The following is a 16,287-nucleotide window of genomic DNA, read 5'->3' on the forward strand; positions in this document are numbered from 1 at the left end:
ATTGAAAATCCGCTGAATATTATCATTACTAACTCCCTTTTTAATGTAATCATTATAGTTACAGAAAAAAATGAGTGTCAAGAGGGATCTTGAAATGCAGACACCAATTTTTTGACTTTTATTGGTCGTTCATAAACTGCATACCCCACAGGAAGACCGCTTTTCTCAAAGATGTAAAACAAAAAGAAACCGTCTTGGTAAATGGAAGTGCGACCCACCATTTACGAAAGGAACGGTTTCTTTGTACTATCACCTTGTTCGTGTTGTCAATGAGGCTGTCCATCGTTTGGACGATCAGATTTTCAGGGAGGCTATCACACCTAAGTTTCTAAAGAATATGCGAGAATCTGGTCTTTCGTTAGACTCTTTCCTTTGTTCCAAATATCGCGTATTTCCTGTTCAATTAAAACATGTTGAAGATCAAGAAGCACTGCATTATGCTCCACGGGAAAATTCGGAACGGCAGCAGCTCCGAAGCTTTCGCGACATTTCTCAGCAGCACTCAGAAGGATGACCGCTTCTGGATAAGCCTTCTTTGCCCATAAAGCTATAGCCAACCCTTCTATTCCGCGAGAGAGAATCCATGTCCCTTTGTAAATTTGGCTGATCGCAATGCTTTTTTTGAAGCATTCAATGGATTGATCGGTCTGCCCAAGTTTCAAGGCAGCATAACCGAGGCTTTCGTACGGACCGGGTACTTCCCATTTATCCTGAACCGATTCGAAGAAGTACACGCTCTCTTTTAGAAGCATGGATGCTTCATGATACTCCTTTTGTTCCAGCTTTAGCTTTCCGTAAGCATGCAACGAAGCCGCCAAATTCCACATGTCCTTCGTTTTCCTGGCAATATCAACGCTCTCCTTAACGAGAGGCTCGACATCTTTCAAAAGTAGCTGGTTGATATAAATAAATGCCATGAGACGAAGAGAAGAGGCTAATTGTGCAGAATGGTTCAGATCACGGGCGAGCTCAGCGCTGCGTGCAGCTGAAACCATGGCTTCTTCAACGTTTCCTTGAACCAATTGAATGACGCCCCGCCCATGCAATGCTTTGGCAAAATCTCCACCAGGCAGTTCTTTATGAACGGTACTTTCCAGAAAACGATTAAGCCAAAAAATCCCCTCCTTTAATCTGCCTTCATGAAGCCAGAACCAGTAAAGGTTTGAAACCATATGAAATCCAATTGAGTTGGTATGTGCATCATTCTGATAACACCATTGCATGGCTGAGCGCAGGTTTGCATATTCTCGTCTCACTTCATCAAGGCAGGCATCACGCTCGCGAGTCCTGAACTTGGCCTCGGCACGATTCAAAATTTGGCTGTAATATTGAGCATGACGTTCAAGAAGAACATGTCTGTTACGGCCGTCAGTTTCTTCCCGCATCTTCTCGCCAGCATATTCCTTAATGGCTTCCAGCATGAAATAACGGATATAGCGGTAGTCATCACTGGTTTCAATTGAGACGAGTGACTTGTTGACCAGTCCGGATAACAGATCAAGCATATCTTCCCGAGCAAGTTTATCATCACGGGTGGGCAATGCGGGTTCGCAGCTACAGATCCGCTCCACTGCCTCCAACGTAAACCCTCCCGAAAATACACTGAGCCTTCTCAGAAGCAGTTGCTCCTTGCCGGTTAGTAGATCGTAGCTCCAATCGATTGTAGATTTCAGCGTTTTTTGCCGAGGCACAGCATTTCGTTTTCCAGCAGTCAATAATGTCAGCAGACTCGCCAGACGTTCTTCCATCTGTTCTAATGTCAACATACTCATTCTGGAAGCCGCAAGCTCAATGGCTAACGGAATCCCTTCTAATTTTTTGCATATGGCACCTACAAGCTGCAAGTTTGCCAGCGTGGGTTGAAGCTTAGGAGCAACCAAAAGCGCACGTTCCATAAACAGTTGCACGGCTTCAAATTCCTTGATTTCTTCTTCGGAAAGCACCTCCAGCGAATACTCCTCACCTGGAAAGGATAACGGGGGAATCCGATAGACGTATTCCCCCGAAATGTTCAAGGCTTCTCGGCTCGTGACCATGATGCTTAGTGTTGGCGCAGCCATCAGGAGTGATTCAGCTAAAGCCGCGCATGCATCAATGATGTGTTCGCAGTTGTCGAAAATAAACATCATTCTTTTCTCGGAGATTACATCTAATATGGTTTGGAGATCAGTTCGATTCCCTTGATTTTGCAGTCCCATAGTGGATAACAGATACTGGCCCAAAAAATGATGATCCTTTACGGCGCCGAATTCGAACATCCAAATACCGTCCGGATACGTTTCAGCAAGCGTTGAAGCGACTCGAACAGCAAGTGATGTTTTCCCTATCCCTCCGGGTCCTACGATTGACACAAGGGAATGGAACTTCAGCTGTTCTTTCAGGTCAGCCATGGATTGGTTTCTTCCTATAAAGAGAGAAGGAGGCTTCGGTAACTGACTTTGCCTTGCAAGTGAAACGGCTTGCGTGGCAACCCGACCTTCCTGCGCGGAACCTTCGAACGAAGCAACGGTTTCAAACCAAGTGACATCAAAATCCGGAAACTCCCGTTTTGTTGCAGAGCGCACTTCCGAAAAGCGTTTTACTGCAAGCCAAAGCTCCTCAGCCTCTTTCCGCTGGGCTCCCTCCAGGAAGAGTCCTTCCTCCAAAAAGACTTGAATCAAACGTTTGAGGCTGCCAACGCTGGGAAGACGATCTCCGTTCTCCCACTGTTGAACGGTTCGTGGATCGACGCCAACTTGCCTTGCCAAGTCAACTTGCCGTGTTCGTTTGGAAAGGTTATGTCTAGCGGGCCTGGAACGAATTTTTTTAATCCAATCATGGGGCCAATCTTTCAAAGATTTTTCGTCTTCCATCTTATCACCTGGCTTCAATAGTTTGAGCATCTCTGACACGAACTAACACGAACTCATGTACATTCGTGTTCTGGATTTTAACAGATAGAATAAAGCATATCAACAAAAAGAGGAGGTAATCTACATGCCTTTAACGCGTATCGTCACGTTGGAAGGACGTTCGAGCGAAGCTAAAGCCCGTATTAAAGAGGCCGTCTCGCAAACGATCGTGGACAAGCTGCAAGTGCCTGAAAATGATCGTTTTTTGATTATCGAGGAACACAACCGAGAGAACTTCAACTTTGATCCAAACTGTCTGGACATTGAAAGAAGCGATGGATTTCTCATCGTTCAAATCATTTTGAATGTCGGCAGATCGTCTGAAGTAAAAAAAGAGTTCTATGCGGCATTAGCTGAACAACTGCATGAGCAGTGCAACATTAGAACCGAGGATGTTTTTATCAATTTAATTGAAGTCACGAAAGACAACTGGTCTTATGGCAACGGCATCGCCCCTTTTATTGTTTAAATCGTAATTTTATATAAGAAGGAGAGAAAATATAATTATGTCGACTATTCTTTATATCACTGCGCATCCTGGTAATCCTGAAGCATCTTACAGCCTTTCCGTTGGCGAGCAATTTGTACAAGCCTATCAAGAAAGTCACCCAGAAGATAAGATTGTGCACGTAGATCTGTATCAACGAGACATTCCGCATATCGATGCAGATGTATTGGAGGCATGGGGCAAGCTTCAAACGGGAGCATCGTTTGATCAATTGACTGCCGCGCATCAAGAAAAAATAACCCAACTGAATCATTTGCTCGAAGAGTTTGTCACTGCGGACAAGTACGTGTTCGTTACACCCATGTGGAACTTTTCTTACCCTCCGGTATTGAAGGCATACATTGATTCCTTTTGCGTCAGAGCCAAAACATTCAAATACACGGAGAATGGCCCCGTTGGACTGCTGCATAACAAAAAAGCATTCCACATTCAAGCTAGCGGCGGCATCTATTCGGAAGGTCCTGTGGCGGAACGCGAGAATGGAAGCCGTCATTTGAAGACGGTTTTGAATTTTGTCGGCGTAACAGACTTTGATAGCCTATTTGTGGAAGGTCTGTCCACGGCGGGAGACCGCGCTCCCCAAATCAAAGCCGAAGCAATTGAAAAAGCGCGCAATGCTGCGAAGAATTTCTAAGAGTATGTTTCGATAGCGATTGGAGATTAGTCAATATCGTGGCAATGGTTTGTTACATCACATTAATAAACCCGGCACCGCCGATTTGACCAAGGGGGAAGAAAAATGAAAGTATCTTATCATGGACATTCCGTTGTAAAAATCGAAACCCATGGCACAATTATTCTTATTGATCCTTTTATTACAGGCAACTCCAACACCGATCTGGAAGCAGCCGACGTGCAGGCTGATGTAATCCTTCTGACCCATGGCCACGGGGATCATGTTGGAGATACTGTGGAAATTGCAAAACGAAATGACGCGCTGGTAATCGCATCGGCAGAGCTAGCGGATGTTCTCAGTTGGCAAGGTGTACGAACCCACGCCATGAGCATTGGGGGAGCTTATCAATTCGAATTTGGAAAAGTGAAATTAACCCAGGCTTTTCATAGCTCAAGCCTCGTTAATCTGGAGACTAAAACAATCATCTATACGGGAATGCCTACAGGGATTCTGTTCACAGCAGAGGGCAGAACGATTTACCACGCAGGAGACACAGGTTTGTTCTACGATATGAAGGTGATTGGAGAACTCAGCAATATCGATTTGGCATTTCTGCCGATCGGAGACAACCATACTATGGGTCCAGAAGATGCTGCGCTGGCAACTGAATGGCTTCAAGCGAAACAAGTTGTGCCGATCCATTTCAATACGTTCCCTCATATCAAACAAGACCCTCACTACTTCGCCTCGCTTCTAAAGGAAGGGGTAGGGAAAGTGTTGGAACCGGGAGAAGGGCTCGAGTTGATTCCCTGACCTGCTAGTTGAATTTAGTTATTTCCAAAAAATCAAAAGCGGGCGCTCTCGTCTGTTGGACGGCGCCCGCTTTTGATTTTTTAGATTTTAATGGTTAACTTTGGAATCAACTGCTCTTAAGAAGTATATTTTAGGTCTTAGAGGATAAAATATGCTTTATCAATAAAGCAAGGGGGTTAACTTGTGTTGTTAGGTTGGTTTAGAAACGTTCTGAGACCTGAAAGAAGGCGTAGACAAGATAGTGAAAAGTCCAATCAGCAAACAACTGACCCCATTAATCCGTCATTGCCCCAAACTCTGTCTTTACTCAAATCGAAACTCGGACAAGGTCCTGATTTTATCATTCGTAATTTTTCCGAAAATCCTGCCCATGCCGGTCATCTCGCAGTATGTTATATCGAGGGATTAATTGATCAAAACTTACTTTCCGATTTAATGGAAGGTTTAATTACAGAAAAACTCTCTGAATCTTCCTCTAAGCTTGGTGAAAATAGCACGGTCTCTCTATTAAAGAAGACAATTCCAGCAGGAAATATTCAAATGATACATTCGCAAAATGAGGTATATCAAGCCATTCTCTCCGGGAATGCTGTCATTGTCATCAACGGAAACAACTATGCTTTGGCAGTTTCCATCGCAGGCGGAGTAAGACGGGCTATTCAGGAACCCAGTACTCAGACCGTAGTACGGGGTCCTAAAGAAGGATTTACAGAGGATGTCTCAACTAACATTACACTGATCAGAAGAAAATTGCGGACACCTGACCTTAAATTTGAAAGTCACGTTATTGGACGATATACACAAACTAAAGTCATATTAGCTTACATTGAAAATGTCGCTAATCCAGAAGTAATACGGGAAATTACAAAACGGCTTCAATCCATTGATACAGACAGCATACTTGAAAGTGGCTATATCGAAGAATTCATACAGGATGAACCACTTAGTCTCTTTCCCACCATGCTAAACTCAGAGCGTCCGGATACTGTCGCAGGTAGCCTTTTAGACGGACAAGTAGCTGTTCTGGTTGATGGGACGCCATTCGCTCTGATTGCACCTGTAACTTTCTTCAATTTCTTTCAAACGGCCGAAGACTACTACCAGAGATATGACATTTCAACTTTTTTAAGGGCTCTTCGTGTGGTATCTTTTCTAGTCTCATTGTTGCTTCCCTCTCTATTTATAGCCTTGACGACTTTCCAACAGGAAATGATCCCCACCACGCTGTTAATTACGCTGATGGCTCAACGGGAAGGAACTCCTTTTCCTGCATTAATTGAAGCATTAATGATGGAATTGATGTTTGAAGTGATTCGTGAAGCAGGTGTGCGAATGCCACGGGTCATCGGACCAGCCGTTTCCATTGTAGGAGCTCTGGTTATCGGGCAGGCAGCGGTGCAAGCCGGACTGGTCTCAGGTGCAATGGTTATCGTTGTTGCCTTCACTGCTATATCGAACTTTGTCATCCCGTATTTTGGTATGGCTTCAGCAGTCAGGTTGTTGCGTTTTGCACTTATGCTACTGGCGGGGGCTCTGGGCTTATTCGGTATTCTGATAGGAATTATCCCCCTTCTTGTTCATCTTGTATCTCTCAAATCATTCGGAGTTGATTATTTTGTGCCCTACAGCCCCACCTTTAAATCTAATATGAAGGACCTTATCATCAGAGCTCCGTGGTGGGCTATGAAAACCAGACCTAGCGAAAAATCAGGCCATAACCAGACAAGACAGGCAGCTCACCAATACCCTGTTAGTTCGGATGAAATCAAAAATAATGACAAGTCTGATACCCAAAAATAGGAGAGATCAATGGTGCGGCAATTAAGAGTTAGTTATGTTCTGTTTATTGCAGGGTTATTACTTACAGGGTGCGTAGATCGTACAGAATTGAACGAATTAGCCATCACAACAGCAACTGGAATTGATGGCCATAAGGGCGACTGGATCAATACCTATCAAATCATAATTCCATCAGCTATGACGACTGGATCAGGTGGTTCTTCCACCGGGGCATCGCAAAGCGCTGTACATACCTTTTCTACACATGGAAAAACATTGAGAGAAACCGTTACGAAGAGTAGCCTGGAATACCCGCGTAAACTATATTTTGCCCAAAATAATATACTCGTTATTGGAAAAAAAGCAGCAGAACAAGGCATTGAAGAGATTATTGATATTTACCTCCGCAACCTTGATTCACGAGAAACTGTAAAAGTATTCATTGCCAACGGAGAGGCTCGTGATTTTTTAAAAAAGCTTGTACCACCAGAGAAAATTCCTGGTCAAGCTTTAGAAAAGATTATAGAAAGAGATAGCAAATTAGGATCAATCTACCCCGCAATATCCATGTATGAATTTATTTCGAAAATTAGCTCCGATAGTGGCGCAGCCGGAGTTCCAGAAATATCTCTTGAGGGTTCAGAGCCGGAGAAACTAAACTCTGTTGATGTTTTCAAGGAAACCTCCGCCAAAAGTAAACTCAAGTTATCGGGTTTAAGCATTTTTCAGAAAGACAAGAGAGTCGGCTTCCTAAATGAAAAGGAAAGTATGGGGGTTTCATGGTTAAACAACCAGATTAAAAACACTACTGTAAACTATGTGGATGGAAATGTTACGTCCGCTTTCCTCATCCGGAAAGCCAAGATTAAGGCTACGCCAATCAAGAATTTAAATCATTATTACCTAAACGTTGACGTTAAAGCTACCGGTGATCTTCTGTCAGCCTCTTCCCAAAGAGAAATGAAAAATATGCAAAGTACACATCAATTGCAGATGCAAGCAGCAGAAACGATCAAATCGCAAATTCAGGAAGGCTGGAAAGCCTTACAGCAAAAGAATATCGACCTTATCGGTATTGGAAATAAAATTCATCACAAGTATCCAAAAGACTGGAAAAAAATAAAAGAGACGTGGCCTGGAGAGTTAGCAAACATGGATATAAAAATAGATGTAAAAATGAAGCTTGCACGTCCAGGATTATTCGAAAAATCTTTTAACGAACTGTGAAATGAGATAAACAGGGAGAGGTGAATTGAAGCCATGCGTCAAAATAAAATCCGAGTATCCGAGTTGATCATTTGTATGTCTTTATTTGAAGTTGGAAGTACAACTTTGTTTTTAATGGGGGCTGAAGCAAATCAAGATGCTTGGTTAGTCATGTTGATAGGAGCTTTAGCAGGACTACTTCTGCTAAAGCTCCATCTTGTTATTCACTATCAAGATCCTGAATTAGATTTGTTCATGTTGTTTCGCCGTTACACTGGGAAATATGTGGGTACACTCATCAATTTACTTTTTGTGATGTATTTTACATATGAAGCTTCTCGGAACATACGCGATTTAGGCGAGGTGACAGTAATGACTTTGCTCCGCCAAACCCCTTTGTGGATCATCATCTTGATCACAATCGTGGTTGTATCCAACACGGTTCGTTACGGCTACAAAGCATTTTTCTTATTTTGCTTGTTCCTTTTCCCTTTTTTTGTACTTGGATACGCCATAATTAGTATATTAATTCCGGCAACTGGTCTCTTTCACTTGGAAAATTCCCTTCCAGTTTTAGAGGAAGGATGGAAACCCATATTTAAAGCCGCTATTCCTGAGCTTATCTCCTTTCCATTCGGACAAACTGTGTTATTTCTTGTATTTTATCCGCTTGTACATAAAGGCCGGAATCTCACAAAACCCGTTTTCTTTGCCTATATAATGACCGCACTTGCTCTAACATTTGTTAATCAATTGGATATTTTTGTTCTCGGACCCAAGATCGCCGCCAATAGCACACTTCCTCTTTTGGAAACCGTTCAGTTGATTGAATTAGCAGATCTGTTCGAACGAATGGATGCCCTTTTCACCTTGCTTCTTTTTCTTGGCTTGATCATCAAAATGTCTTTATTTTTTAACGGTGCAGTGATAGGACTTGAAAAAATAACCGGAGTCGGATTTAAAAAATGGATTCTTCCCCTTGCTGCACTTATTTACGGGCTTTCTTTTCTGTCGCCTAACTATACTCATCACATGGTAATCGGTCGAAAATTTGTTCTTAATTCCTGGTTTCCTATTTTTCAAATTCTTCTCCCTTTGTTACTATTTGTGGTTATTGTCATCAAAAAAAGAAATCTAAAAAGCTGAGACCTTTTCATTTATGGAGTGTATCGATAAGGTACATTCTCGCTTCATAAGGGCGCATTTCTATTTCAGACATGTTACTTGGATAATTGGATATTAGCAGCTGCTTAGTCTCTGCCAGCTCTTTCTGAAGTGGGAGATGGGTTGTGTATTTTTGAAAATTACATACTACAAGTAGTTTGGCTCCTTTCAGCGTTCGAGTGTACGCGAACAAATCTTTATTCTTGGGATATATCAGCTCATAATCCCCATATATGATCACTTCATGATCTTTCCTTAATCGGATTAGTTTCCGATAATAATGGAATATGGATTCAGGGTTATTTAAACTTTCTTGTGCATGGATGTCCTTATAATTCGGGTTTACTTTAATCCAAGGATTCCCTAATGTAAAACCAGCGTTGTTGGAAGCGTCCCACTGCATTGGTGTTCGAGCGTTATCACGACCCTTTGCAAAGACTGACTCCATAACTTTGTCTTCAGGGTATCCTTTCTCAATTCTATCTTTGTAGAAATTTAGTAACTCAATATCCCGATAGTCTTCAATTGGATATTGAACATTCGTCATTCCTAATTCTTCCCCCTGATAAATGTATGGTGTGCCTCGCATGCCATGAAGAAGGGTTGCCAACATTTTAGCCGATTCTATCCTGTATTCTCCGTCATCTCCCCAACGAGAAACGATTCGGGGTAAGTCGTGATTATTCCAAAACAAACTGTTCCAGGCATCCCCCTTCAGCTCTGTCTGCCATTTAGACAACACTTTTTTTAATTCTAGAAAATCTAGAGGCTTAAGATCCCACTTCCCTTTCCCCGCTTGTTCGTCCAAACTAATATGTTCAAATTGAAATACCATTGAGAACTCACTGCCGTCCGGGTTGCTATACAATTTGGCGATCTCTGGCGTAGCGCCCCATGTTTCTCCAACCGTCAGCAGGTCTCCAGCTTTTTGAAACGTCTCCTTGCTGAGTTCCCTGATATACTTATGCAGATTCGGCCCGTTGCTGGTAATTTTCAAATCTGGCTCTTTTCCGATTAAGTCAATTACGTCAAGTCGAAAACCGCCTACACCCTTGCTTATCCACCAATTGATCATTTCGTAAATCTCTTGTCGGACTTTTGGGTTTTCCCAGTTGAGATCCGGCTGTTTTACAGAAAAAAGATGTAAATAATATTGTCCTATCTCGGGTACCCATTCCCATGCTGAACCACCAAAGATGGAACCCAAATCGTTTGGTGGCATTCCTTCAACGCCATCTCTCCAGACATAGTAGTCATGGTACGGATTTTCTTTACTTTTTTTTGCTTCTTGAAACCATGGATGCTCATCGGAAGTATGGTTTAACACCAAATCCATTATGATTCGAATGTCACGTTTCCCAGCCTCATGAATTAACATCCCCATATCATCCAAAGACCCGAACATCGGATCAATATCCCGATAGTCCGAAATATCATAACCAAAATCATCCTGAGGGGATTTACAAACTGGTGATAGCCAAATTGCACCGACACCGAGTTGCTGCAAATAGTCTAGACGGGAAACAATTCCTTTCAAATCGCCGATTCCATCACCATTACTATCTTGAAAACTCCGTGGATATATCTGGTATACAACGATTTCTTTCCACCAATTTTTATTTTCCATTGTTCATTACAACCCTTCCAATCACAAATAGTATTTTTATCTTAATCAAGTCACATCATACAATTACTCTTTTACCGATCCTACAACAATTCCAGTCACAAAATATTTTTGAAGCAGCGGATAAATGAGCAGTAGCGGGATGACAGCGACTACGATTTTTGCCGCATTTAGATTTTTGTTTGAAATTTCAGTCAGGTTGCTGAGTTGTGCTGAGTTGGTGCCGGATTGAAGAAGTTCGGCAATATTCACGTTAAGGGACTGAATATAAGTCATTAGCGGATAATTGCTGACTTGGGTCATATAGATCAAACCGCTAAAGAAATCATTCCACGTTCCCACGATACTGAATAGTGCTACCGTCGCCAGCGCAGGGATGGACACGGGAACATACACTTTGAACAGGACCTGGAGCGGATTCGCCCCATCGATGAATGCTGCTTCTTCTAGCGCCTTAGGTACAGCAGAGAAGAAGTTCATGACAAGGATGACACTGAATATAGGGACAGCTCCCGGTAGAACAAGCGACCAAATTGTATTAAGCATATCGAGGTTTTTGATCAGTAGATAACTCGGGATCATCCCGCCGCTGAACAGCATGGCAAAAATCATGACATTCATATAAATGTTTCTGCCACTAAATTCCCTTTTCGACTTGGAGAGCGGGTATGCCATTAAAATAATAAGAATCATGTTGAGAATAAGTGTAAGCACAACACGTAGAACAGATATGCCAAAGGAACGCCAGAACTGAGCATCATCGATAATTTTCGTATACGCTGCTGTTGTAAAATTGACCGGTACGAGACCTACAGCATTAGCTGACACGGCCTCGCTGCTGCTGAATGAAATCGCAACGATATTCCATAACGGAAGAAGGCAGATCAATGCCAGAAATATGACGATGGCATTGATGACAAACCGGCCAATTCGATCTTTTAGGCTTACAGAATATGACATAGGCTTTGCCTCCTTAGAATATTTTCCGGTCGGTGTATTTCTTGGCCAAATGGTTGGCGGACAATAGCAAAACAATACCGATCACTGACTTGAACAGGCCAACAGCCGTACCGAAGCTATACTGTCGCCCAACGAGTCCAATCCGATATACATAAGTATCCAGAATATCTCCCGACTCATAGACAACCGGATTATACAGATTATAAATTTGATCGAAGCCGGCACTCAAAATATTGGTCAGACTCATCACTCCCATGAGCAGGATAATAGGCAGCATACCTGGCAATGTAATATGCCATACTTTTCTCCACCAGCTGGCTCCATCCATTCCTGCCGCTTCATACAGACCCGGATCAATCGAAGTAATTGCAGCCAAATAGACGATGGAACTGTAACCGAACTCCTTCCACACGTCTGTCCCAATAATCAGCGGCTGGAACCAGGTGTTGCTGCCGAGAAAATTAATATTCTCCAGACCGAAAAAAGCCAAAATTTGATTCACAATTCCATCCAAACTGAACATGTTAACAACCACGGATGCTAGAACTACCCAGGATAAAAAGTGTGGCAAATAAACAATTGTCTGTACGGATTTTTTAACGAATTTGATGCGGATCTCATTTAACAAGATGGAAAAAATGATAGCCATCATTGTTCCCAATAGAATCTTGGCAATGGCAATCACCAACGTATTACTAAAAACCTGTGCGATGTCCGGCAGCTTAAACATATAAATAAAATGCTTCAGCCCTACAAATTTGGAGCCAAACATCCCCTTGGCTGGTATATAATCCTGAAACGCCGTAATGACACCGACCATCGGAACATAGCTGAATACCAGTAAAAATAAAATCCCCGGAAGCATCATCAAATGATACATGGCACCCGTGCCCAACCGACCTTTTGCTCTATCATTTCCCTGTTTCATGGATGGACCCCTTTCCTGAAGAAAGGCTGCTTATCGCAGCCCTTCTAGCAGTTCATGATTGTTTATTTTTCGGATGCAGCTTCGTCTTCAATTTCCTGAATTACCTGGTCACCACCTTGTTTCTTCCAATTGCTAACGAAAGTATCGAAGTAATCCAGAGATTCTGCACCAGTCACGATTTTGATGAAAGATTCTTGCTCCATCTTGGTCAGATTAGCCCATGTCTGTTTCATGCTTGGTGTAGTGCCAGAGAAGGCGGGTGTCATCCAAACGAATTTGTTTTCCCGTGTCAGTTTGTCGATGAGTCCCACTCCGTTGATACGCGAGTGATATTTCGCCCAGGCTGTTACGTTATCCGTATCCATATCGCTCAAGTAGGTTTGAATACTTTTAATATTGTTCTTTGATTCTGTCGTCCGGACCTGATCCAAACTAATCTCCCCTTTAATCCCGCGAACAATGTCAGAGTAATCATCCAGCAGCGAGGTAGCCGAGTTGACTTCAATATTAAAAGGTCTGGTAGAACCGTCTACGCCGTTCTCTTGATACTTGGCGGCTTCTGGCATAGATGTTTCCACATTTTTATCATTTGCCAATTTATCGTAGAAAAGGTTTACTATTTTAACGGCGAGTTCCGGGTGTTCATATCCTTTTCTCACAACGATAAACTGATTGGCTGGATTGGCGTGTGCCACGTTTACCTTTCCGTCTGCATCCTCCAAAGTGTAAGCCGTGAATTTCGCATTCTTATCCATCTGCTTCACGCTGCTGAGACCCCAGTCAGGAATATGCCATGGTCCAAAAGCAATGCCGCTTTGACCGTTGGTGTACAGTGCCGTAATATCATCAAATGTGCGTGTTCCAAATTGCGGGTCGATGAGGCCTCTCTTGAACCAATCTGCCATGACGCCTAACATCTGCTTGGTTTCCTTAGTTGTCGAGCCATAAACAATGCTGCCGTCCTTCCCCTTCAACCAGTATTGAGGGAATGCACCCTTGGTGGAGGCAACTCCGAGCATGGTATAGGCAGAACCATTATAGTCACTTGTATTCAGGGTGTTCACAAAGGGAATACCTACCGGTTTCCCGGATTGGCCAGGATCTCTTTTCAAGAATTCCTCGGCCGTTTTCTCCACATCATCCAGTTTGATGGCCCCGTCTCCGTCTGCGTCAAGTTGGATTCCCAGTAGATCCAGCCAATCCTGACGAACCCAGACCATGGTTGGCGCGGAATCTAGGGAAGTAGCCGGAAGTCCCATTAAACGTCCATCTATCGTCGCACTGTCCAATGCACGGCCCTCATAAGAGTCGTATATGTTCTTGATGTTATCTGTGGCATACTGCTTGTAAATTTCCGTCATATCTTCAATCAGATCATTATCAACCAGTTCTTTGAGTTCATCCTTGGAATCAACACGCATCATGTCAGGCAGTTCTCCAGAGGCGATGGCGAGAGAAACCTGACGGCTGTAATCTTCTCCGTTGGCTTCAAATTGGTCTTTAATCTTAGCGTTAAACGTTTCTTTGACCAGCCGAGTATACGCGTTGTTCTCATACGTATCTCCAGCCGGCAGTTTCGGGTTGGCTGTAGTCACACGCCCCATCGTTACGGTTATTTCGTCTTTATAGGCACTGAATGGGTCTCCCGGTGTTGCCTCATACTTGCCCGCTTCCTCCGCAGTGGGAGGGTTGGAAGAGCCCCCACAGGCTGCAAGGGTTGAAATCACCAGGGCAGACATCGACAGCGCAGCCAGACGTCTCGTCAACAATTTGCTTTTTATGAACCATTTAGTTCTCATCACATTCGATTCCCCTTCGTTCTGAATATTTCTCTATCATTGTTGTTTGCGCTTTCATTATAAAGCTCGGAGAAGACAAATCGAGATAGGGATTGAACGTCTGTTTGGATAGAGAAATGTATGCGGTTTCATTCGGGATCAAAAAGCCAAAGTTGGCTTGTAAGCATTTATCCTACCTACCGACATACATTTGTCTATCCTTACTTACTAATCAAAGTGAAGAACAAAAAAAACCGGCAGCTCCTGAAATAGGAATCGTCGGCTTGATTAATGGAATTATAAAAGTGTCTTATAGAATTTATCGTATCACATTCATGATGGTCTTCAGCGATGGTTATGGAGTGCAGTCACCTCCACAGTCACTTGATCGCCCCCTTGTTCCTTCCATTCCTCGACAAATTGATCAAATGAATCGGTCGGTTCAGCGCCTAAAATAATTTTTAAAAATGTATCATGTTCCAGTTTTGATAGTTCACCCCAAGTCTTCTCCATCGTTGGAGTTCGTATATAGGTAAGGCTTCGAACTTTATGGATGTTTGGATCGAAAAAATTTCTTCCGCCTACTAGAAGCGAATAACCCCGCATAAAGCTGTTGCTGTGTTCATTCCAATAGGAAATACCATATTGATCATAAGGCTTCAATTTGGTTTGTTTTATTGTCGAAACCAAATTTTCCAGCAATTTGTATTCAGACTTGTCCTTGAAATCGGCGGGTGTTTTGGTTCCCATCAGAATATCCTGCGCAGCCTTTGATTCAAATCGTGCTTCATCTGCCGGAGCTAAGAAATTGCGGCCCAGCATAAAACGCGTACCGTACTTGAACTCATCACGAAGGTACAGATTGTTAATTTTTATGATCGCTTCGGGATGAGCATATCCTTTTCGTACCACCAAGAATGAACTTGACGGATTATCCACCTTTACATGGTATGCACCGTTTGCATCCAGTGGGAGTGCGTATGCTTGCCAGTTCGCCTCCGGCTCGTTCTGCCAAGCGCTCGGAAGGGGCCAGTACCCAGCATAGAAACCTTGAAAGAACATCCCCGCCTGACCGTTAATAACTGTTTCTTCCGCTTCTTTGCGGAGACCCAGTTCTGGATCGAGAAGGCCTTTGGCGTACATTTCACGCAGTTTGACCAAGGCGTCCTTCGTTTCCGGTAGAACCGAACCGTATACAGGTTTTCCATCTTTGCTCAGCCAATATCCCGGAAAAGATCCATATGCTGCGAAGATTGGCGTTAGATCAAAAGAAAAAGCACTGTTGTTGAAATCGTTATACAGTCCAGTGCTTGAAGCAAGGCCAATCGTATCCCGCTTACTGTCTCCATCTGGGTCATTCTCCACAAAGGCCTTGGCGATAGCTTCCAGATCATCTACCGTTTTCGGCGGCTTCAGTCCAAGACGGTCCAGCCAATCCTGTCGAATCCAGAGCATGCTGAAGTCTTCCGCTGTCACAGAAGGAACAGCCATTATCTTGCCAGCGAAGGTCACTTGTTCCATAGCCAATCCGTTTGTGCTATCAATAATTTTTTTTATTTCCGGTGATGCGCTGCTATTGTATGCCTCGGTTAGATCTTCAATTTCACCAGCCTTGATCATCTCGTTCAGCTGCAGCTGATTTACAATCATGGCATCCGGCAGATCATTGCTGGCGATAGCCAGGTCGATTTTCTGACTCAGATTTTCCTTCGATACCTGCCATAATACCTGGACATCAATGTTAAGGTTTTGTTTAATCACCGTTTTCCATATATTCTTCTCAAGTGTTTCTCCTCCAGAGAGATCCGCGCCTGTTGGGTCTACCGCATATCCCAGTCGGATGGAAACGGGATGTTCATATTTCCCAAATGGATCGGCAGCGGCAGTGTCCGAGATTGTTTTCGTTGGTCCCATTGGCGATTCCCGGAAGTATGGTTTGCTGAAATATACGGTCACTGCAATTAAGCTGACGACAAGAACACATGCAGCCATCTTCTTAATCATCGCTTTCCCCTCTTTC

General features: G+C 43.3%; 12 protein-coding genes. 6 read left to right on the forward strand and 6 right to left on the reverse strand.

Annotated features, from left to right (window positions below; genetic code table 11):
- Nucleotides 1-320 precede the first annotated feature (320 nt).
- A complete protein-coding gene (locus JOD82_RS26905; protein WP_069011458.1) occupies nucleotides 321-2,852 on the reverse strand; it encodes a helix-turn-helix domain-containing protein in 2,532 nt (843 codons plus the stop codon).
- 124 nt (nucleotides 2,853-2,976) lie between these two features.
- Between JOD82_RS26905 and JOD82_RS26910 the strand changes: the two genes are divergently transcribed.
- The 6 genes from JOD82_RS26910 (at nucleotide 2,977) to JOD82_RS26935 (ending at nucleotide 8,959) form a co-directional block, all read left to right on the forward strand.
- Nucleotides 2,977-3,360: a tautomerase family protein gene (locus JOD82_RS26910; protein WP_029515310.1), complete on the forward strand. Its 384-nt coding sequence runs from the start codon at nucleotides 2,977-2,979 to the stop codon at nucleotides 3,358-3,360.
- 37 nt (nucleotides 3,361-3,397) lie between these two features.
- Nucleotides 3,398-4,033 carry an FMN-dependent NADH-azoreductase gene (locus JOD82_RS26915; protein WP_029515311.1) on the forward strand — a complete coding sequence of 212 codons (636 nt, stop codon included), beginning with the start codon at nucleotides 3,398-3,400 and terminating at the stop codon, nucleotides 4,031-4,033.
- A 105-nt stretch (nucleotides 4,034-4,138) separates the two neighbouring features.
- A complete protein-coding gene (locus tag JOD82_RS26920) occupies nucleotides 4,139-4,828 on the forward strand; it encodes a metal-dependent hydrolase (protein WP_069011459.1) in 690 nt (229 codons plus the stop codon).
- A 183-nt stretch (nucleotides 4,829-5,011) separates the two neighbouring features.
- Complete coding sequence (locus tag JOD82_RS26925) at nucleotides 5,012-6,628, forward strand: spore germination protein (protein WP_069011460.1); 1,617 nt, start codon at nucleotides 5,012-5,014, stop codon at nucleotides 6,626-6,628.
- 9 nt (nucleotides 6,629-6,637) lie between these two features.
- Nucleotides 6,638-7,834 (forward strand): Ger(x)C family spore germination protein, encoded by a 1,197-nt coding sequence (locus JOD82_RS26930; RefSeq protein ID WP_069011461.1) that lies wholly within the window; start codon nucleotides 6,638-6,640, stop codon nucleotides 7,832-7,834.
- 33 nt (nucleotides 7,835-7,867) lie between these two features.
- Nucleotides 7,868-8,959, forward strand: coding sequence for a GerAB/ArcD/ProY family transporter (locus JOD82_RS26935; RefSeq protein ID WP_069011462.1), 1,092 nt, complete (start codon nucleotides 7,868-7,870; stop codon nucleotides 8,957-8,959).
- 7 nt (nucleotides 8,960-8,966) lie between these two features.
- Here JOD82_RS26935 and JOD82_RS26940 read toward each other — a convergent pair whose 3' ends face one another.
- From JOD82_RS26940 to JOD82_RS26960, 5 genes are all read right to left on the reverse strand, one after another.
- A complete protein-coding gene (locus JOD82_RS26940; protein ID WP_069011463.1) occupies nucleotides 8,967-10,604 on the reverse strand; it encodes a glycoside hydrolase family 13 protein in 1,638 nt (545 codons plus the stop codon).
- Nucleotides 10,605-10,667: 63 nt separating this feature from the next.
- Nucleotides 10,668-11,561, reverse strand: coding sequence for a carbohydrate ABC transporter permease (locus tag JOD82_RS26945; protein WP_069011464.1), 894 nt, complete (start codon nucleotides 11,559-11,561; stop codon nucleotides 10,668-10,670).
- Nucleotides 11,562-11,574: 13 nt separating this feature from the next.
- Nucleotides 11,575-12,489, reverse strand: coding sequence for an ABC transporter permease (locus tag JOD82_RS26950; protein WP_029515318.1), 915 nt, complete (start codon nucleotides 12,487-12,489; stop codon nucleotides 11,575-11,577).
- Between the two features lie 62 nt (nucleotides 12,490-12,551).
- Nucleotides 12,552-14,288, reverse strand: coding sequence for a type 2 periplasmic-binding domain-containing protein (locus tag JOD82_RS26955; protein WP_069011465.1), 1,737 nt, complete (start codon nucleotides 14,286-14,288; stop codon nucleotides 12,552-12,554).
- Between the two features lie 324 nt (nucleotides 14,289-14,612).
- Nucleotides 14,613-16,271, reverse strand: a complete 1,659-nt coding sequence (locus JOD82_RS26960) for an extracellular solute-binding protein (RefSeq protein ID WP_245231644.1) — start codon at nucleotides 16,269-16,271, stop codon at nucleotides 14,613-14,615.
- Nucleotides 16,272-16,287: the final 16 nt, after the last annotated feature.

This window comes from Paenibacillus sp. 1182 (assembly GCF_017833915.1).
GTDB classification, from domain to species: Bacteria; Bacillota; Bacilli; order Paenibacillales; family Paenibacillaceae; genus Paenibacillus; species Paenibacillus polymyxa_D.

Coding starts and splice junctions, on each gene's coding strand:
- JOD82_RS26905 (WP_069011458.1), bottom strand. CDS start 2,852: ATGGAAGACGAAAAATCTTTGAAAGATTGGCCCCATGATTGGATTAAA.
- JOD82_RS26910 (WP_029515310.1), top strand. CDS start 2,977: ATGCCTTTAACGCGTATCGTCACGTTGGAAGGACGTTCGAGCGAAGCT.
- JOD82_RS26915 (WP_029515311.1), top strand. CDS start 3,398: ATGTCGACTATTCTTTATATCACTGCGCATCCTGGTAATCCTGAAGCA.
- JOD82_RS26920 (WP_069011459.1), top strand. CDS start 4,139: ATGAAAGTATCTTATCATGGACATTCCGTTGTAAAAATCGAAACCCAT.
- JOD82_RS26930 (WP_069011461.1), top strand. CDS start 6,638: ATGGTGCGGCAATTAAGAGTTAGTTATGTTCTGTTTATTGCAGGGTTA.
- JOD82_RS26935 (WP_069011462.1), top strand. CDS start 7,868: ATGCGTCAAAATAAAATCCGAGTATCCGAGTTGATCATTTGTATGTCT.
- JOD82_RS26940 (WP_069011463.1), bottom strand. CDS start 10,604: ATGGAAAATAAAAATTGGTGGAAAGAAATCGTTGTATACCAGATATAT.
- JOD82_RS26945 (WP_069011464.1), bottom strand. CDS start 11,561: ATGTCATATTCTGTAAGCCTAAAAGATCGAATTGGCCGGTTTGTCATC.
- JOD82_RS26950 (WP_029515318.1), bottom strand. CDS start 12,489: ATGAAACAGGGAAATGATAGAGCAAAAGGTCGGTTGGGCACGGGTGCC.
- JOD82_RS26955 (WP_069011465.1), bottom strand. CDS start 14,288: ATGAGAACTAAATGGTTCATAAAAAGCAAATTGTTGACGAGACGTCTG.
- JOD82_RS26960 (WP_245231644.1), bottom strand. CDS start 16,271: ATGATTAAGAAGATGGCTGCATGTGTTCTTGTCGTCAGCTTAATTGCA.